The organism is Rhodocytophaga rosea, from assembly GCF_010119975.1.
Classification (GTDB): Bacteria; Bacteroidota; Bacteroidia; order Cytophagales; family 172606-1; genus Rhodocytophaga; species Rhodocytophaga rosea.
On record NZ_CP048222.1, the window covers coordinates 7,051,223 to 7,072,024 of the forward strand.

The window sequence follows — 20,802 nt, forward strand, 5'->3', positions numbered from 1 at the left end:
TGCGTATCCTAAAATCCTGAAAATCCCGGTCCCAGACAACTTAATTAATGTCCTGTCCTTTTTGCAGCTTATCAACTGCCGCCTGCATGGAATCTTTATTGAGTTTATCAGGTGCTTCGTTGGCAGCTAATTTCGCATATTTTAAGGCTTTTTGATAGTCTCCCACGGCAGAATAGCCACGGGCTAAGCCTACATTTACCGGCCAGGATTTAGGAAAGCGTTTGGCATTGAGCTTAAATATATCCAGTGCTTCCTGTTTCTTGCCAGTGGTGAGTAATTGCCTGCCATACGCATGTATTTCCAGCGGAGATGCTGTAGGATGCGCCATGGCTTTGGCCATCACTTCTGTAGATTCGGCAGTGCGGCCTAATTTTTCCAGAAGCCGGGCTTTGGTTTGCAGGGTAGTAAAGTTTTCTTCTCCGACAAATGAAGGGGTTACTGCTTTTTCTGCCCAGGTTAAGGCTTCTTCCAGGTGGATATTGTTATTCAGGGCGTAGGTAGCGGCATCATTCCAGGCACGCCAGGAGAATCCTTTATCGCTTTGTAACTCTTTGCTCATATTGGCAAAGTAGATTTCTGTCATGTTGGGAACTTCGATTTTGAAGGGCACTTTTTTATTTTCCCAGAACAAAGCAGCAGTAGCATGAGTAGGACGGCGGTCTATAAATTCGTAGGTAAGCCACTCATGAAACTGGGTTTCTTCCGGTGTTACTTTTACCCGCAATACATCGTCTTTTTCTTCATAGAAATAGCTGCCCCAGGCGGTGGAATTTCTGGAAAGAATGAGTGTCCAGGGACCTTCTTTTTCTACCATCATCAGCAAGCCATAAGTACCCGCTTTCACCGGTTGCCCTTGCAGGAGTACGTCATGGGAGAAGGTAATCGTGGTATTTTCATTAGAACCTGCCCGCCAGGGTGCCGGTTTTTCGAGGCCGAACCCCTGGTTAACCATGCCATAATGCACCACTTCCCCCCAGATCTTGCCAGTACGGTTTTCTCCCCCGGGACCAGTTACATCCGGACTATTATAGGTGAGGGTGACATGCACCAGAGAACCAATATATTGAGTAACCACAGATTTCTGGTTATCGCCGCTGGGAGGCATCGTTAAGGGAGATTGTGCCCAGAGGGAAGAGGTGAGCAGTGTCAGCAACAAAAAAACGAGTTTCGGAAATGCAGTAAACAGTTTCATAGGTTTACGTTGGTTTAAGTTCAGAGAAAGTAATTGGGTTTAATTTCTGAAATTACTTTTCTGTCTACATCCCCTATTCTGGGGGAAATCTGTCTGGAACCAATTTACAGGATTAAAAGATTAGCAGAATTACTTTCTTTTTAATTCTGTGAATCCTAAAATCAGTATGATCCAGATTCCAGACTATTCGCTTCTCAGGCTTCTTACCGGATTAGCCAGCGCTGCTTTAACAGACTGATAGCTGATGGTGAGTAAGGCAATTAACAAAGCAAGTATACCGGCCAGGGCAAACACCCATAGGCTGATAGGAATCTGGTAAGCAAAGTTTTCCAGCCATTTGTGCATCATATACCAGGCAATAGGCCAGGCAATCAGGTTGCTGAGTACGACCAGTTTGATAAAATCTTTCGAAAGCAGCGCGGTGATATTGGTGACAGAAGCGCCTAATACTTTGCGTACACCGATTTCTTTGGTACGTTGTTCGGCCGTAAATGCAGCCAGGCCAAATAAGCCTAAACAGGAGATTAAAATGGCGACTCCGGCAAAAATATTGAACAGTCTGGCCGTTCGTTGCTCTGATTTATACAACAGATCAAAAGCTTCATTCATAAAGTTATACTCAAAGGGAATATCCGGCTGATACTGTTTCCATACTTTTTCAGCGGAAGCAATCGCCTGTGCAGCCGATTTGCCGGTGGTTTTTACATTCACTACCCCAAACCAGTTGGGATTATGGAAAAGGACTATCGGATTGATTTTCTGGTGCATAGAGGCAAAGTGAAAATCCTGTACAATGCCGGTAATACTTCCTTTCACCCCATGAAAGGTAAAAGGCTGACCCAATACAGGTTCTTTAAAGCCCATAGCTTTTACGGCAGTTTCATTGAGAATAAATTTACTGGAATCAGCTTTTGTGCCCGAAAACCACTCGCCTTCTTTGAGGTGTAATTTAAACACATCCATAAACTCTTTGTCTGTGGAAATCTGGGAGGCAATTACCTGCTCATTTTCTTTTTTTCCTGGCCATTCAATGTCACTGGTACTGCTGCCCAGGCTTACAATATACCCGTTTGAGAAGGAGACACCAGTAACCCCGGCCTGCTTGATCAACTCCGATTTAATGGCATCTTTTTTTCCATACATTTCACCTCTTAACCCGAAAGCAAATACATTGTCTTTGTCATAGCCCAGTTCTTTTTCCCGCATGAAGGTGAGTTGCTCACCTATCAGCAAGGTGCTGATGATGAGTATGATGGACATAGAAAACTGTGTTACCACCAGTATTTTCCGGAACAAAGTGGTAGAGCCGCCGATGGTAAATTTACCTTTTAAGGCTTGTACCGGTTTGAAAGAAGATAGCAAAAGTGCCGGATAAATACCTGCTACGATAATGGTTCCCAGCATGGTAGCACCTAGTACCAGCAGAATAGTAGGGTTGCTTAAGCTGAATTCAAGGGTTTTACCGGAAATTTCATTGTACACCGGAACAACGGCGGATATCAGGAGTATGGCCAGAAACAGGGCAAGGCTGAACAGTAATATGGATTCTCCCATAAATTGCCCGAACACCTGCGATAACTGTGCACCCACAATCTTCCGGACGCTTACTTCTTTGGCCCGTTTGGTAGCTCTGGCAGTGGCCAGGTTTACATAATTGATACAAGCGATCAGCAGAATGACAATAGCCACAATGGTAAATATACGTACCGTTTTGATGCTGCCTTCTGAGCCATCATCATTGTAGAGGCGAAGCTGAGAGAGAGGATTCATGCCGTAGCTAAAAGTTTCTTCGTTGGCTTCTTTCTGGTTGCTGGCATGAATTTTTGTCAGTTTTTTGGCTACAACAACCGGTGATGTCTTTTCTTTCAGCAGAAAGAAGGTAGAATAATTATAATTTCCCCAGTCTCCTTCTAATCCATTCGGCTGATATTGTTTATTATATTGTTCATCGAGAATGCTGAAAGGCACAAACCATTCATATTGTATACTGGAGTTAGCAGGAATATCTGCAATAAGGCCAGACACCGTATAACTGTCTTTCTTATCCATGCGTATGGTTTTACCAATGGGAGCGTCGTTACCAAAATATTTAGCCGCAAACTTCTGGGTAATAACAATAGATCGGTTATTAGGAAAGAGGTTTCTGGGGTTTCCTGCAATCAATGGAAAATCAAATATGTTGAACACACCGGCATCGGCATATGCCCCTTTTTTCTCAATAAAACTTTTGTCACCAAACTCAAATACCCTCGCATTCCAGTCAGTTTGTATCCGCACCGCATCTGCTATTTCCGGTACTTCTCTTTTGCCGAAAATAGCTATCGGAGCAGGTGTAGTTGACCAGGTTTCTTTTTTGCCGCTTACATCAAAGTTGGCTACCAATTTATAAATCTGTGCTGTTTTTGAGTGAAAGGAATCGTAGCTCAATTCATCCTGCACCCATAACAACATCAATATTCCGGCTGCTAAGCCAACGGCCAGGCCCACCATATTCAGGAACGAATATACTTTGTTGTTCCATAGTGTTCGTAAAGCAATGGTTACGTAATTCTTTAGCATAGGGCAAATTCAAAATTTAAAGATGAAGAAAATTTGGCAGTTTTATGATATACTTACAATAAATTTGCCTTTAGTAATATAATGTTGATTTTGAGAGTGTTATAAATTAAATTTCTGTTTAGATTGCAAATATAAATGTCCGGAAACGTACACTTTTGTACGCTGCCGGACATGGATTGTCTGGAACTTTGAATATCAAAACCTCATCAAACAGAGTTGTACAGCCTGTATTTATTCATTCCGCAGGATATTAGCCGGATTGCTGGAAGCGACTTTATAGGTTTGAGAACCAATGGCTACCAGGGCTATACTTAGTAAAGCCAGGAAACTAAGCAGTATAACTTCTAAGCCAACACTCACCCGGTAAGCAAAATTGTTGAGAAAAATATAGCCTGATACATAACCAATAGGAATAGCGATCATTCCCGCAAACAATAGTAATTTGAGAAAACCTTTGGAAAGCAGCACCACCAGTTTCCATTCACTGGCTCCCATTACCTTGCGGATGCTGATTTCTTTCTGCCGGACTTGTGCGGTATAGGTCACCATTCCGAGTAAGCCCAGCCAGGCAATGGTAATGGTCATAAACGAGAGAAAGCCCAGCAGCGAAACCGTACCCCAGGCTGCTCTGTTTTCATACAAATCTTCCTGAAGCCAGCTAAATGCAAAAGGAACCAGGCGGTTGTGTGTTTGCCAGATGTGTTTTATCTGTGGAACCAGGCTTTCTGCTTGCAGAGGATTCACCTGTACCTGTATATAGGCAAAGGCTGATGGTCGGTAGCGTAACATCATAGGCCGGATAGGCGAACCCATCGGTTGGTAGTGAAAATCCCGGATTACGCCTGCAATAGTGACCTGCGTTGTATCATTCATCCATACCTGTTGACCTATTGCTTGCCCAAGGGGGAGTTGTAAAGCTTCCAGGGCTTTTTCATTCACTACAATCGCTTTTTCTGTTGAGTTATTTGCTGTTTGGATAGCAAAGGTGTTACCAGTCAACAGTTTAAGGTCCATCGTTGCAATAAAATCTTCATCTACAAAGTAATAATTTACCTCAATCGGGGTGGCTTGTTTGGTTATTTGCAGGGAAGTAGTTCCTGAAACATGCTTCCCTAAGGTAGCAGAAGTGGCAGATACATATTCTACGCCAGCCAGGTTTTGCAAATCCGTACGGAGGGCTTTGTACTCAACTCCTTGCAGTGGAATGGTCAGTATATTTTCCTGGCGGAAGCCTGTATCTGCAGTAGCCATGTAATTGAACTGCCGGTAAATTACGGTCAGAAAAATAGTAATGACCATCGACAGAACAAACTGTACCACAATCAGGGATTTACGCAGATTAATGCTGCCAAATAGTTTTAAAGTAGAAAGGTTTTTCAAGACCCTTACTGGCTCCAGGGATGAAAGCACCCAGGCAGGTAAGGCACCAGCTATCGCTCCGGCACATACGCTGAACAGTAAAAATGAGATTAATAAATCAGCGCTGATGGGAATATCAGGAATGATTTCATGCCGGAAAGGGGCATAATCCATCATCAGGCGGAGAAAAACAAAGGCAAATCCTAAGGCAAGTAATGAAACCAGTATGGATTCTGCCATAAACTGCATAAAAATCTGGTAGCGGAAAGCGCCGGCTACTTTGCGGATGCCTACTTCTTTGGCCCGGTTAAGCGATCTGGCAATGGATAGATTGGTATAATTAAAACAGGCAGATAACAGAATAATAAATGTAATGCCGATCACCGTAAAGATCATATTCCAGGTAGCCCCTCTGCTTAACTCATTGTATAAGCCAAATCCTGGGGTAATGCTTCCTAAAGATTGTACCCCAAATGCAATATACCCGGAACTTTTTGAACCAGACTCTTTATTTAATCTGTCAGAAATTTGCGTGAGAGCTGCTTTAAGTTGGGGTTTATTGGCAGTCTTTTTTATTAGAACATAGGTATACCCCTGCATATAAGAATCCCATTGATTGAGTCTGGGCGTGAGTTTGCCGGTTTTTTCCAGCAGCGGTACCGAAGACATTGAGGCATAGGTATCAAATTCCAGATGTGAGTGTCCAGGGGCTTCTTTCATTACACCACTTACCTGGAAAGAACCCAGTTCTTTAAAAGTGAGCATTTGACCAATGGGATTCTGGCTACCGAAAAATTTAATCGCCGTTTCTTTGCTGATCACTATGCGGTTGGGAGCATCCAGGGCGGTGAGTGGATTGCCTTGTTCCAATGTAAACCCAAACACCTGAAAGAAGGAAGCATCGGCGAAGGTTCCATTTATTTGCAGTTCTTTTGCTGCAGTGCTGGCTTTTCCTTGTAAGGCAGGATACAATCTCACCATTTGCTGTGCCAAGGCATAGTCTTTCTGGAAAATAGATTGCAAGGGCAGGGGAGAACTTGCCAGTTCAAAGTGGTCGCCATCCGGATTAGTAAATTCAGTATTGATGCGGTAAATGCGCTCTGCATGTAGATGAAATGTATCATAGCTGAACTGGTCTTTTATAGTCATGATTGCGATCAGGCAAATCGACATGCTCATGGCCAGTCCAAAAATGTTGATGAAGGAAAACAGCTTATTGCGGGAAATATTCCGGATGGCAATGGTGAAGTAATTTTTAAACATGCAGGTGGCTGGTTATGCTAATTTTCAAAATAAAACTAAGTACTCTAAATAGTTGTGCAAGTAAAATACTTTTGCATTGTTTTAATCCTTCCAATCTCAAAATCCGCTAAATCCCTGTTCCATATTACTCATTCCTCAAACTCTTCACTGGATTAGCTAAAGCTGCTTTGATGGCCTGGAAGCTAACGGTGAGCAAAGCCACAGAAATGGCCAGTATGCCTGCAAGGGCAAAAATCCACCAGGAAATTTCAATGCGATATGCAAAGTTCTGAAGCCACTGGTGCATCGCCATCCAGGCAAGCGGAATGGAAACGATAAAAGAAATGAGCACCAGGGTTAAAAAATCTTTTGATAGCAAGGTTACAATGTTTCCTACGGATGCCCCTAATACCTTGCGGATACCGATTTCTTTGGTGCGTTGCTGGGCGGTGAAGGCGGCTAAGCCAAATAAACCCAGGCAGGCAATAAAGATGGTAGCAAAAGAAGAGGCGATAAATATGCTTTCCCGCTTGATGTCTTCCCTGTAAAATAAGTCTACCTGTTCATCCAGAAAATGGTATTCAAACAAATGAGCCGGATCAATTTGATGTAAAATCGATTCCAGTTGGGAAATAGCCTGGGCAGCATTTTCAGCAGAAAGTCGGACTGTAAAGTAATCAATATATTGCAGGGGATTGCTGTAATGCGCCAGAATCATGGGAGCGATCGTCTGATGGAGGGACTGGAAATGAAAGTCTTTTACAATGCCAATCACCCGGGCTTTCATGGGCTTTTCCAGCGGAGAAGCAACGCCACCATTACTTACTGCCGGAATGTCGATCAACTGTTCGGAAGCCTGCTGAATGCCGAGGGCTTTGGCTGCTGTTTCATTGATGAGAACAGCCATTGAATCGGCAGGAGCACCTGGATTAAAATTACGGCCTTGCAGTAAATGAATAGCAAAAGTGTTAGTAAAATCTTCGTCAACGCCCAGAATATAACTATCCGTTCCATCGGCTGAGGGATTGCTTTCTGATTTTACTTTTACCTGCATCAGATTTTTCCATTCTCCGGGTACTCTGGAAGAAACGGTTACACTTTTCACCTGCGATAGCTTGGCATATTCGGATTTAATGGTTTCGGCACCCTTTCTGACCTTGCCACTATTAATATCTACAATGACCAGTTGCTCTTTATCAAATCCCAGGTTCTTATTCCGGACATATTGCAGCTGGGTATATACCAGCAAGGTAGCGATAATCATCGTGATGGAAAGCGTAAACTGGCATATTACCAGCATCCGCCGCAAACTAAGATTGCCCCGTTCGCCTGAAATAACACCTTTCAATACCTCATACGGACGATACCTGGAAAGAAAAAATGCCGGATAACTTCCCGACAGAATACCGACTAATAACGTAACCCCGAAAATGCCCAGCCAGATGCGGATGTCGGTGGTAGTATCTAAAGAAAGTTTCTTTTCAGTGAATTCATTAAAAGCCGGCAGGGCAAAATGTACCACCAGGGTAGCAAATACTAAGGAAATTCCGGCAATGAGTAAAGATTCTGTGAGAAATTGCCCCATGAGGGTGCTTCTATTGGCACCGATTACTTTGCGTACCCCTACTTCTTTGGCCCGTTTTGCCGACCGTGCGGTAGACAGATTCATATAGTTGATACAGGCAATCGTCAGAACAAAAAAAGCAATGATAGAGAACACATACACATAAAATATATCACCAGTCCGGCCAAGGTTATTTTCAATTTCTGCGGAATGAAAATGAATATCCTTAAGAGGCTGCAAGGAGATTAACCGCTGTCCGGTTTCTTCTTTCCGGTTGGCTTTGGCAAGTTTATTCAAGTTGGCCGTTAGCGTCTCTATGGAAGCCTCATTCGTAGTTTTAATATAGGTAATAAACCCATTTCCGGTCCAGTCTTTGGCAATAAACTGGGCATACTCTGCATTGGAATGCATAGTGGCTTCAGAAAATAGCAGCCGTATGGATAAATGGGAATTGGAAGGAATTTCTTTAAAAATACCAGTTACCTTAAAAGGTGTTGGAAAACGGTCTGTCTGAATGAGTTCTCCCATCGCTGGTTTATCGCCGAATAACTTTAAAGCGATTTCCGGCGTGATTACTACAGAATATGGTTCTTGTAGGACTGTGGCCGCATCGCCTTCCAGTAATGGATAGCTGAATACTTTCAGGAAATTCTGATCACCCATCCAGAAGTCATCATAGAATACATTATTATTGGCTGGGTTAGAAATATTGGCCCTGCCCATTCCGAATGACCTGGTACTTGCCACAATCTGCGGAAAACTTTTTTCTCCCTGGGCCGACACATTATAAGCCACAGTAGCTGTTTTAGTAGTTTTGCCTTCACCGGAAGTTTTTGTTTCCAGCAGCCTGTAAATCTGGTCCGAATCCTGGTGAAAGGCATCAAAACTGAGTTCATCTACCACATACAGCGCAATGAGTAAAAAGCAGGCCATTCCAAAAGTGAGTCCGGTAATATTGAGCAGCGTATACCCTTTTTGTCTTGTCAGATAGCGGTAAGCCGTAATGAAGTAGTTTCTAAGCATAATCGTCTGGAATCAGGATTTAAAGGATTAAGGGATTCAAATAACTATTATCCGGAACCAGGATTCGCAGGATTTAAGGATTAAAAGGATTTTATCTACGCATACTTAATCCTGAAAATTCAATAATCCGACAAATCCAGGTTCCAGACTTACTCCGTCCTAAGACTTTTTACCGGGTTGGCCAGGGCGGCTTTGATGGATTTATAACTCACCGTAATGGCAGCAATGATAAAGGCTGCCGCAAGGGCGATTACAAATACATTCCAGCTCATAGCAATGCTGTAGGCAAAATTTTCGAGCCAACTATGCATTGCATACCAGGCTACCGGAGCCGCAATCAGGAAGGAAATAAGAATAAGCCAGGTAAATTCTTTGGAAAACAAGTATACAATGTTCCATACCGAAGCACCCAATACTTTCCGGATGCCTACTTCTTTGGTTTTTTGTACGGCTACAAAGGAAATTAACCCATACAAGCCCAGGCAGCCAATGAAAATGGCAATGGCAGAAAACAATTGGAATGCCGTATATACTTTTTCTTCCTGCTTATACATATTGGCAATGCGTTCATCTAAAAATTCGTATTCAAATAGCTGATCCGGGAAGGTGGCAGACCATAATTGATCAATGGCAGCAATCGTCTGGCGCATTTGCCCTGGCTGAATCCGCACGCTTACCTGATTAAAGGCATCTGGCAAGTAGGCCATTACACAAGCCCGGATTTTCTTGTGCCTGGATTCACTCTGAAAATCTTTGATCACGCCCATAATCGGAATGGATACGTCACCATCTCCAGTAATATGTTTTCCAATCGCCTCTTCCGGATTGTTAATTCCCAGCTTGTGAATCAGCGTTTCGTTTACGACTACATTGAAAATAGTATCTTTTTTATTGGCTTCGGTAATTGGCCGGCCAGCCAGTAATGTAAAGCCGAACATATCCATATAGTGTTCATCAATGAACTTTAACTCGGTTACATCATTTTTGAGCATCCCTAATTCTTTACTTGAAAATGAAGTAAAATTGTTGTTATAGGCAGGGGCACCGGACGAAAAACTGATATCAGCAATAGCAGGCATTTTAGCTAATTCTGCCCGCATCATGGCTACCTTATTTTTATCGTTGCTGGGAAAACGGAAGGAGAGAACTTCTTCTTTGTTAAACCCTAAATTCTGGTTGCGGAAAAAGTCCATCTGGCTGGCTACCACTACAGTTCCGATGATCAGAATCTGGGAAATACAAAACTGCACGATTACCAGGCTTTTCCGTAAGGTTAAACCTCTGGAAGAAGGAGTGATTAATTTGCTCTTCAGGGCAAGCGCTGGTGTAAATCCGGATTGAACCACAGCCGGGTATAATCCTGCCAGTACAATCATTCCGAGGGTAAGGGCAAGTATAATTCCCACTACGCCCGGCTCACTTAACTGGTCGGTGCTGATGGTAATATCCATGTACTGGCCAGCTATAGGTAATAACAAATGGGTGGCCAGTACGGCAATCAATACTGAAACAATTACCAGTAAAGCGGTTTCTCCTAAGAATTGCCTCATTAACTGCGAACGGTGGGCTCCCAGTACTTTCCGGACACCCACTTCTTTGGAACGTTTAATGGCTTGAGCCGTAGCCAGGTTTATAAAGTTGATACAGGCCGTGATGATAATGAAAACAGCTACGCCAGCCAGTGCCCAGAAAGTTTCTTTTCCGGTAGGTGTTATAATATTGTTGATATACCGCTGGTCAAAATGAATGTCACGCAGGCGCTGAAAAGGCATTTTGGCTTCCTTGGCAATGTCTTCGCCCCAGTTCTTTTTTAAGAAAGATGGGATACTGCTTTCCAGTTGCCGGATAGAATAATTTTCCGGAAGCACAATGTAGGTATAACTCCCTCCCGGAATGTTCCAGAAATTGGTCATACCCCGTTTGTATTCAGGTTCAATGGTTTTCCAGGAAGCGGCAAAACTAAAAGGAAGATGCGTATTGGAAGGCACATCTTTAATAAGCCCAGTAACTTTTAAGTCATACTGGTTATTCAAGCGGATTACCTTTCCTATAACTTCCCGGTTGCCAAAATATTTATTAGCCAGACTTTCCGTAAGCACAACGGCATTGGGTTCTGAAAGTGCCGTAGCAGGATCTCCGGCAATCCACTGGTAATCAAATACTTTAAAAAAATGATCATCTGCAAACGTAAACCCTTTTTCATTGAATCGTTTTTCGCCGATCTGTACCAACCCGTCCCGCTCGTAATATACCTGCGTCACTTGTTCTAACTGCCCAAAATCGTTGCGCAATGCAGGGGCTACTGCCAGAGAAATATTTGAATTAAAATCGAGGGCATTTAAAGTAACCCGGTAAATACGGTCGGCTTTGCTGTGGAAATTATCGTAGCCCAGCTCATTTCTTACGATCAGAAACAAGATCAGGCAGGAAGCTACGCCTAGTGCCAGGCCTGAAATATTGATGAGCGTATACGATTTTTGCCGCAGCAGATTCCGGTAGGCGATGGTAAAATAGTTTCTGAGCATACGTGGGATTACAGATTCAAAGATTAGAAAATTTAACTATTACTTGTCTGGAACCGGGATTTGGTGGATTTTAAGATTTATCGGATTAAACGTGAATATCAACTCATCCTGCTTAATCCCTTAATCTGTGTGATCCTGGTTCCAGACAGCTTATTCATTCCGCAAACTTTTTATCGGATTGGCCAGCGCCGCTTTAATGGACTGAAAGCTTATGGTGAATAATGCCACCAGAATCGCAGCCAGCCCGGCCATCATAAACAGGGTAATATTTACATCAACGCGGTATTCAAAATCCTGCAGCCAGGTGTTCACCCCAACCCAGGCCAAAGGACTGGCAATGAGAATACCCAGAATTACCAGTTTCAGAAAGTCTTTGGAGAGCAGTAGTGTGATATTACCGACAGATGCGCCTAAAACTTTGCGGACCCCGATCTCCTTGGTACGCTGTTCAGCTGTGAAGGTAGCCAGGCCATATAAACCCAGGCAGGAAATAAAGATAGCAATGGCTGTCAGGTAAGTAATGGTTGTAAAAAAACGGTTGTCGGCTTCATATTGCTGGTTGAGCTGATCCTGGAGGAAAGCGTATTCGAAGGGCAGAGACTGATTGTGTTTTTTCCAGGACTGTTCTACACTAGCCAGCAGATTTTGCCAGTTCTCTGTTTTAGCATTTACTACTGCATATCCAAACCAACCAGGTTCTTCCAGCATAAAAGCCATGGGACGTATGGGTTCGTACAAAGATTCATAGTTAAAGTCTTTAATTACCCCTGTAACTTCCATGTTCCAGTCTTTGCCGTCCCAGCCGCTTTTTAAATGCTTGCCTATAGCTTCGGAGGGTTGCCATCCCATTTGCCTGGCGGCTGCTTCATTAATCATCACACTCTTATATTTATCGGCAGCATAGCGGGCTTTACTAAAAGAACGGCCAGCAATCACCTGATAGCCCATCGTCTCTACCAGGCCTGGTTCCACCACATTTATTTTACAATTGGTAGCTTCATCTTCACGTTTTCCTTCCGGAATAAAATTATTATCATACGCATAAAACTTTCCGGGATAACTGCTGGTTGCCGCCACTGAAACCACTCCAGCATCTGAGGAAATCTCATTCCGGAAACGCCCGTACACTTCACGGGCTTGTTTGGTGCGTAAGGGAATAATGATGCGCTGCTCTTTGCTGAATCCCAGGTTTTTATTCTGAATAAACTCCAGCTGGCTCAGCATGGTAATTGTTCCTACAATCAGGCAAACAGATACGACAAACTGGAACACCACCAGTCCTTTCCGTAGGAAGTTAGCGGCAAAATGATTAACCATTAAGCCTTTTAATACTTTTATGGGCTGAAAACCTGATAAATAAAACGCCGGATAACTACCTGCCAATAATCCTGTAAATAAAGTAATACCGATAATAGCGGCGATGGTTGAAAAGTGCAGATCGCTGGCTATAGAAAGCTCTTTACTGGTAAGTTGATTAAAGACCGGCAAACAAAGCAGCGTTAAACCACAGGCAATTACAATAGCAAAACACGACAATATGAGCGATTCACCCAGAAACTGTTTGATCAACGTAGAACGGTAGGCACCCAGTATTTTACGCATTCCTACTTCTTTGGCCCGTTTGCCAGACCTGGCCGTTGATAAATTCATAAAATTGATGCAGGCAATGAGCAAGACAAAGGCCGCAATAGACGACAAAATATAAATATAGACAATGCCGCCATTGGCGCCGGATTCATGTTCCAGAGAAGAATACAGATGCAGGTCGGGGACAGATTGTAAGAAGTGAGATTTTGAAACACCGGCGGCCTTCATTTTTTCTCCGGCATATTTTTCCAGAAAAGCCGGAAACTTGGCCTCCAGGGCTTTGCTCGATGCATCCGGACGAAGTTTGAGATAGGTATAGATAAAATTGCCGCCTACAAAATCTCTGGTAGCGTTAATGTATTCACCCAGGCCTGAACTATAAATTGAAGTAAAATACCGTGCATTAATGTGTGATTTCGTTTCTGGCTGGGCAAATACTCCGGTTACTTTATAATCTTGTTCATTGATGGTGATAATTTTATGAAGAGGATTCTCGCTGCCAAACATCTGTTGGGCCATCGTCTCAGAAAGTACTACAGTATTGGGTTCCTGTAAAGCGCTATTAGCTTTGCCTTGTAAAAAAGTATAGGCGAAAATGCTGAAAAAAGTAGAATCAGCCAGATACCCATCGGTTTCAAAATAGGTATTGTTATTATAGACCACTACTTGTTTTTGCTGGTCGGGAGAGCCTACCAGCCGGGTAACCTGCTCGATTTCTGGATATTCCTGTTTGAGCGTAAAAGCCAGCGGACCAGGCGAAGTAGCCATTCTGGATGGATCTCCCCCCATTTTCAGTACAGTAGCCACCCGGTAAATAGAATATGCTTCCGGATGATGTTTGTCATAACTGCGTTCATCCTGAATGTAGAGAATAGTCAGCAGGCAACAGGTAATTCCAATGGCCAGTCCGGAAATGTTAATCAGGGAATATACCTTGTTTTTGAAGATATTCCGGAAGGTGATTTTTAAATAATTTTCTAACATAAAACGAATAGTAGTGTATATGATGGTCTGGAACCGGGATTACGCAGATTAAGGGATTAAAAAGATTATTCATCTGGAACCTTAATTTATTAGATGGTAATGATCCAGCGGGTTAATTTTTGCAAGTATGCTTATATGTCATTTTTCATCCTGCAAATCTCTGAATCCGAAAAATCCAGGTTCCAGACAAATAATCCTGGTTGCAGACAATGTTTAGTTCATTCTGATATTTCCGCCAGAAGTAGATATTTTTACTGGAATGCCACCTCCATTGGTTGAACCCTGAATCCGGTCGGTTTCATGGGAGCCTTTGAAATTTTCAACACGGGCGTTTATCCGGTCGGCTTTGATGTCATAATCGAGGCCTTTATTGGTGGGGAAATCCGCATGGATATTTCCGCCACTGGTGGTAAGCGTGAGATATTTGCCTAATTCTTTAATGTTTGCGCTGATGTTACCCCCGGCTGTCTGGCCTTTTACACTACCGGATACATTGTCAAAATGAAGGTTTCCGCCGGCTGTTTGTACCTGAAACTCACCACTGGCATCGCCTATATTGATATTGCCGCCACTGCAGGATACGGCTATTTTACCATTGTACTGCTTTACACCAATATTTCCTCCGGTACAATCTACATCGGCATCACCCTTGATCTCATCCAGTGATATGTTTCCGCCGGTCGTTTTTACAGATTGCCGGCCAGTTACATCAGCTAATGAGATGTTGCCACCAGTAGCTTGTAATTTGGTTTGTACTTGAGTGGGTACAAATAGTTTAAAAGAAATGCTAAGCCCTTCATCTTCCCAATCCATATTTTTTGATTTGGGAGTAACTTTAATAGCTAATTTGTTGCCACTCTGAGAAATATCCACCAGATAGTTTGCCAGTCTTTCTTTGATGTCTTCATTTGAAAGTTTGCGTTTCCACTGAGGATTCCTTACATACATTTCAACTTTTGCCTGCCCAGTCTGGCCACCTTTTACTTCAATATTTCCACCCACCGTTTCTACGGTTACTTCTGAGCCGGAAGGTAAAGTGAATTGTTTTACCTCATAGGGCGTATCATTCTGCTGCTGCGCAAATGTGTACAGAGAAAAGCTGAATAGTAAAGCAAAAAGAATATATATGGTTTTCATACAAATAGGATGATTGTGATGGTTATATGCGTATGCCATCTGTTACAACAAACCTGCCTTGAATGATAATGTGCTGACTATTAGATGAATATATTTGTTTTCTTGTGCAATTTTCTGCAATAAAAATGTCCGGAAACGGACACTTTGCGTACGCTTCCGGACAAGTTATGAAACCAGTATCTGTCGGAGTTTTAGGATGAACAGGATTTATCAGTTGTTCCATGAATGCATGTCAAAAAAATTTGTACAGAAAATAATCCTATAAATCCCATAATCCGTGTGATCCCGGTTCCTGCCGAATATTATTCATCCTTTCATCCTACGAATCCTAATTCAGAATCATTACTCATTCCGTAAGCTCTTTATTGGATTAGCCAGCGCCGCTTTAATAGACTGAAAACTGACGGTACCTAACGCAATCAGCAGGGCAACAACTCCTGCGATTACAAATACCCACAGGTTCATATCGATCCGGTATGCAAAATCTTCCAGCCAGCTGCTCATGGCCCACCAGGCCACCGGACTGGCAATAATAAAGGCAATAAAAACCAGCTTGAGAAAATCTTTAGACAGCAGCGTAGTAATGTGGAAGGTTGAAGCGCCCAGCACTTTCCGTATGCCGATTTCTCTGGTCCTTTTTTGTGCCGTAAACGCCGCCAGACCAAATAAACCCAGGCAGGCAATCAGAATAGCCAGCCCGGCCAGAATACTCATTACCAGGCTTACTTGTTTATCGGATTGATATAATTTGCCAAAGTGCTCATCCAGAAATGTATATTCAAAGAATAAATCAGGCACCATCCGGTTCCAGACACCGGAGATATGTTGAATCGCTTCCTGCGAACGGCTGGCCTCTATCCGTACTGACATTTCACTATAGCCCCAATCTTTGCGCACATTCATTGTAAGGGTTTCAATCTTGTGGTGCAGCGAATTAAAGTTGAAATCTTTGGCAACGCCAATAATAGTACCCAGGGAATCTTCCCAGCCAAAGGCAAAGGGTTTCCCAACCAATGAAGCAAAGGAGGCATCCGGCGTATCTTTCAGGAGTTCCCTGGCCATGGTTTCATTAATGATATAGGATTTGCCATTATCCGCCGCATAGTCTCTTGAAAAATTCCGGCCTTCTGCCAGCTGAATATTGTAAAAGCTGAGATAATCAAAGTCTACCACTACCTGTGAGGTAGCCAATTCCCGCAAGGGACCATTTCCCTGAAATTTCACCCCGGTTTGATGCAGGTTGTTACCCAGCCGTTGGTTAGAGCCTGTAACGCCTGTGACGGCCGGATTCCGCAGTAATTCCTCTTTGAGAGTTTCATATTTCTGGTTGGCGATGCGGCTCATGGGAATGGTAATTACTTGTTGCCGGTTGAAGCCTGTTTGCCGGTTTTGCATATAACGGAGCTGCTGGGTAGCCAGTACCGTCCCAATGATCAGAATAATAGCAGCGGCAAACTGACCCACCACCAGGAAATTACGCAGGGTAGCTTTCCCAGCCACTCCCTGAATACTTCCTTTCAGGACTTTGGATGGTTCAAAAGTTGATAAAAATACCGCCGGATAAATGCCAGATAATACACCTACTATAATGGCTACACCTAGCAGGGCAAGTATAGTAAGTGGCTGGCTGAACAAAGGCAGGTAGAGTTCCCGTTCGCTTAAATTCCGCACAAAAGGCAGGGAAATTTCTACGATTATTATAGCCAGAAGGAGTGCTACCAGGGTAAGTAATACCGATTCACCGATAAACTGCCTGGCAATCTGAAAGCGGTAGGCTCCTACTGATTTCCGGATGCCTACTTCTTTGGCCCGTCCGGCCGATTGAGCGGTAGACAGGTTAACAAAATTAATACTGGCAATGGTAAGCACCAGCAGGGCTAATATTGAAAAGATATACGTGTATTTTCCGTCAAATTTTTGAAAATTATGGTAATCATGGGTAATGTCTACAGAGCCGGCATGTACTTCTTTCAGCGGTTGTAAAAACAACTTATAACTTTTGCGGTTGTCTTCTGACATGTACTTGGCTAAAAAGTCAGGAAATTTTTTTTCCAGGGCAGCTACATTGGTGTTTTCGGCCAGCTGCAGGTAGGAAACCAGCCAGTTTCCACCCCAGTTTTTCATCATATCCTCATTATGGATGGTACTGAACGAGCGTAAGCCATCGAATTGCAAATGAGAGTTTTTACCGATGTTTTTCAGAATACCTGTTACCTTGAAGTTAAGCGTATCCCGGCCATAAGAAATCAGAGTTTTTCCCAATGGGTTTTCTTTTCCAAATAACTTTCCGGCGCTTTCTTCTGTCAGAACGATACTGTTAGGCTCTTTCAAAGCAATCATCCGTTCACCGGAAAGGAGTTCAAAATCGAACATTTGCAGAAAAGAAGAATCTGCCCAAAAGATTTTGGGAATATATACCTTTTGTTCTCCATATACCAAAGGCACTTTTTCATTGGCATTAATATGAGTCGCATTCACTACTTCCGGATAATCATTCTGCAAGGCAGAGATCATCGGGTACATAGACAAGGCCACATTCTGAGGTGCTACCATTCCCTCAAATTGTTGTACTTCATCCAGTCGGTAAATATTTTTCTTGTGAATGCTGTCAAAACTCAATTCATAGCCAACAAACAGCATAATCACCAGAAAGGCAGCCATACCGATTGCCAGACCAAAAATATTAATAAAGGTAAATCCCTTATGCCGGAGCATATTCCGCAAGGCAATGGTCATATAATTTTTGAACATAGGATGAAGGAGTAGAAGTGAGTTTGTAAAATATAGAAAGTCAGATAACTACTAAAATAAAAGTAAGAATTTGGATTAGCTCAATCATAATGCGAATAAGCTTTTCTCCTCCTGGGCCGGAGGGCCACGCTTTCGCATCCGTCCCTCTATACAACCCACTCATGGCCGGTGCTGACCCAAAGGTCGTATCAGGTGACTCCTGCAAAAGCTGTGATTGGTAAACAAGTAATGTAATTTTTATGTTTGAATAACTTATCAATTCCAGGATTAAATAGATTCAGAGATTCGCACTAAAACATCCTGCTCATCCCATAATCCACTAAATCCAGGTTCCAGACAAATAACCTGTTTATCAGATAAATCTGTGTAATCCTGGTTCCAGACTTATTCATTTCTCAGACTTTTGACCGGATTGCTCAGCGCTGCCTTAATGGATTGGAAACTTATGGTAAACAAGGCAATCAATACGGCTACAAGTCCGGCCATAGCAAACACCCACCAGTCCATGTCGATTCGATAGGCAAAATCCTCGAGCCAGCTACTCATGGCATACCACGCCAGGGGAACAGCAATCACTAAAGAGAGTAATACCAGTTTGAGAAAATCTTTCGATAATAGGAATACAATGCCTGGCACCGAAGCGCCCAATACTTTGCGGATGCCTATTTCTTTGGAACGTTGTCCGGCGGTAAAGGAAGCCAGGCCAAATAAACCCAGGCAGGCGATGAAGATAGAAAGCAGTGTGAACGTGATAAATACCTTACTGAATATCTGCTCCGATTCATACTTCCGGGCAAACTGTTCGTCGAGGAAGGTATATTCAAAAGGCCAGTTAGCATCCAGTTTGGTCCATTTATTTTCCAGAAACGCTAGCGTAGCCTTCATATTCTCCGGACGGATCTTTACTACGATATCTTCAAATGCACTCGGATAGATGTGTAAAACCAGGGGTTCAATCTTCTGATGAAGCGACTTATAATGAAAGTCTTTTACTACCCCAATTACTTTTCCCCGTTTCAGGCTGTCGGAAATGGTTGCATTATCCTGGTTCCATTTTTTCCAGTGAATTTCTTTGCCCAGGGCTTTTTCCGGTGTACCCCAGCCAAATTCTCTCACGGCAGTTTCATTGAGAATATATGCGCCTTCGACATCCCTGCCAAAGTCTTTGGAGAAATTCCGCCCGGCGGCCAGTTCCATGCCTAGTGTAGGAATGTAATCGTAATCTACCAGAAACATGTTGATGGTTGTGATATCTGAACCGCTGCCGGGAATAGTAATAGCATCTCCGGCAAAGAGGCTGCCTGGCAAACCATAGCAGGAAGTTGCTGCTGTGATATTGGGATTCTGTAATAATTCGGTTTTAATGCCTTCGAAATTGCGCCGCATATCCCCGTTTCGGATGGGCAACGAAACAAGCTGCTCTTTAGAAAATCCCAGATTGGTGTGTTGTATATAATTGAGCTGCCTGAAAACAATGGCTGTTCCGATGATCAGCACGGTAGAAATGGCAAACTGAAGGACAACCAGCGTTTGCCGTAAAGTATAGCCACCCAGGCGGCTGCGAAGTTCTCCTTTCAGCACCCTCACCGGCTGAAAAGCTGACAGGAAAAAAGCAGGATAAAGCCCTGCCAGTAAACCTACTACCAGAATGAGTACCAGTATACCAAGAATGGATAAGATATTGAACATTGGCAGCAATTGCAGATTTTTACTTGAGAAGTCGTTGAAGATGGGCAGGGTAACATACACCAGTATAAAAGCCATACCCATCGCTATGCTCACCAGCAGGATGGATTCTCCAATGAACTGTGAGATGAGTTGTTTGCGGTTGGCACCTACCACTTTCCGTAGTCCTACTTCTTTCGCCCGCTTTGTCGAACGTGCCGTAGACAGATTCATAAAATTAAAACAGGCGATCAGCAAGGCAAATAAAGCAATGGCAGAAAAGGCATATACATACTGAATATCTCCCCGCTGGGCAATGTCAAATTCAAGGTGTGATGATTGCAGGTGAACGTCTTTCAGGGGCTGTATCTTAAAATTGTATCTGGTACCACTTCTGGCAGTTTCGTCAGCGGTATAGGTGGTAATAAATTGTGGTAGTTTGGCTTCCAGGCTGGCAATATCATACTTTTCCTGCACCAGGATATAGGTAAAAAACTGATGCCATACCCAGTTAGAAAGCCGTTCCTGTCCTACAAAATCCCGTAACAGATTAAAATTTCCCAGGCAGTTAATTTTAAGATGCGTGTGCATGGGTAAGTCTTTCATGACACCGGTAACCGTAAATTTCAGTTCGCCAGATACCGTTACTACCTTGCCCAATGGATCTTCTGTTCCGAAGTATTTTTTAGCAGTGCTTTCTGTGATAATCAGGGAAAACTTTTCTTTCAAGGCTGTTTGCGGATTTCCTTTTACCAGGGGCAAAGTGAAAATTTCCAGGGCAGAAGAGTCAGCAAGCAGAAAATCCGGTTCAAAGAATTTTTTGTCTTCATATACCACCAGCGGCGAACGCATATCAAAAAAACGGGCGGTTTTTTGCACTTCCGGGTAATCTTTCACCAGGGCAGGACCTAATGCCGGTGGCGTCATGGCGGTAAAATCTGCGCCATTTTCCCGGATGCGGTTATTGTTCAGCCGGTAAATGCGATCACCTTTGCTGTGAAAAGTATCATAGCGGAATTCATCCTGCACAAACAGAAAGATGGTGATACAGCAGGCTAATCCTAAAGCTAAACCCAGAATGTTAATAAAGGAAAATACTTTGTGGCGGGAGAGGTTGCGTAGGGCAACCGTTATATAATTTTTGATCATAGGTCTGGGTTTAGTATGTCTGGAACCTGGATTACACAGATTTTGGAATTTATCGGATCAGATGA

General features: G+C 43.2%; 9 protein-coding genes and 1 pseudogene. 1 reads left to right on the top strand and 9 read right to left on the bottom strand.

The window, feature by feature from the left end:
* Positions 1 to 40: 40 nt before the first annotated feature.
* From GXP67_RS29180 to GXP67_RS29210, 7 genes are all read right to left on the bottom strand, one after another.
* Entirely contained in the window at positions 41 to 1,192 is a 1,152-nt protein-coding gene (locus GXP67_RS29180; protein ID WP_162446407.1) for a DUF2911 domain-containing protein, read from the bottom strand.
* A gap of 183 nt (positions 1,193 to 1,375) precedes the next feature.
* On the bottom strand, positions 1,376 to 3,751 hold the full coding sequence (locus tag GXP67_RS29185; protein WP_162446408.1) for an ABC transporter permease: 2,376 nt from the start codon (positions 3,749 to 3,751) through the stop codon (positions 1,376 to 1,378).
* Between the two features lie 231 nt (positions 3,752 to 3,982).
* The gene (locus GXP67_RS29190; protein WP_162446409.1) at positions 3,983 to 6,373 is read right to left on the bottom strand and encodes an ABC transporter permease; all 2,391 of its coding nucleotides are present in this window, start codon (positions 6,371 to 6,373) and stop codon (positions 3,983 to 3,985) included.
* Between the two features lie 124 nt (positions 6,374 to 6,497).
* Positions 6,498 to 8,939 carry an ABC transporter permease gene (locus GXP67_RS29195; protein ID WP_162446410.1) on the bottom strand — a complete coding sequence of 814 codons (2,442 nt, stop codon included), beginning with the start codon at positions 8,937 to 8,939 and terminating at the stop codon, positions 6,498 to 6,500.
* 149 nt (positions 8,940 to 9,088) lie between these two features.
* Positions 9,089 to 11,464, bottom strand: a complete 2,376-nt coding sequence (locus tag GXP67_RS29200) for an ABC transporter permease (RefSeq protein WP_162446411.1) — start codon at positions 11,462 to 11,464, stop codon at positions 9,089 to 9,091.
* Between the two features lie 150 nt (positions 11,465 to 11,614).
* Positions 11,615 to 14,035, bottom strand: coding sequence for an ABC transporter permease (locus tag GXP67_RS29205; protein WP_162446412.1), 2,421 nt, complete (start codon positions 14,033 to 14,035; stop codon positions 11,615 to 11,617).
* A gap of 213 nt (positions 14,036 to 14,248) precedes the next feature.
* Positions 14,249 to 15,172, bottom strand: coding sequence for a DUF4097 family beta strand repeat-containing protein (locus GXP67_RS29210; RefSeq protein WP_162446413.1), 924 nt, complete (start codon positions 15,170 to 15,172; stop codon positions 14,249 to 14,251).
* A 316-nt stretch (positions 15,173 to 15,488) separates the two neighbouring features.
* Between GXP67_RS29210 and GXP67_RS38390 the strand changes: the two are divergent.
* Positions 15,489 to 15,536 (top strand): annotated as a pseudogene (locus GXP67_RS38390) (hypothetical protein); the annotation flags it as partial.
* On the opposite strand, the gene GXP67_RS29220 reads toward GXP67_RS38390, so the two are convergent.
* Together GXP67_RS29220 and GXP67_RS29225 are read right to left on the bottom strand one after the other, a co-directional pair.
* Positions 15,515 to 17,923 carry an ABC transporter permease gene (locus GXP67_RS29220; RefSeq protein ID WP_162446414.1) on the bottom strand — a complete coding sequence of 803 codons (2,409 nt, stop codon included), beginning with the start codon at positions 17,921 to 17,923 and terminating at the stop codon, positions 15,515 to 15,517. The pseudogene GXP67_RS38390 and the gene GXP67_RS29220 sit on opposite strands and share 22 nt — an antisense overlap.
* Positions 17,924 to 18,307: 384 nt before the next feature.
* Entirely contained in the window at positions 18,308 to 20,737 is a 2,430-nt protein-coding gene (locus GXP67_RS29225) for an ABC transporter permease (protein ID WP_162446415.1), read from the bottom strand.
* Positions 20,738 to 20,802 lie beyond the last annotated feature (65 nt).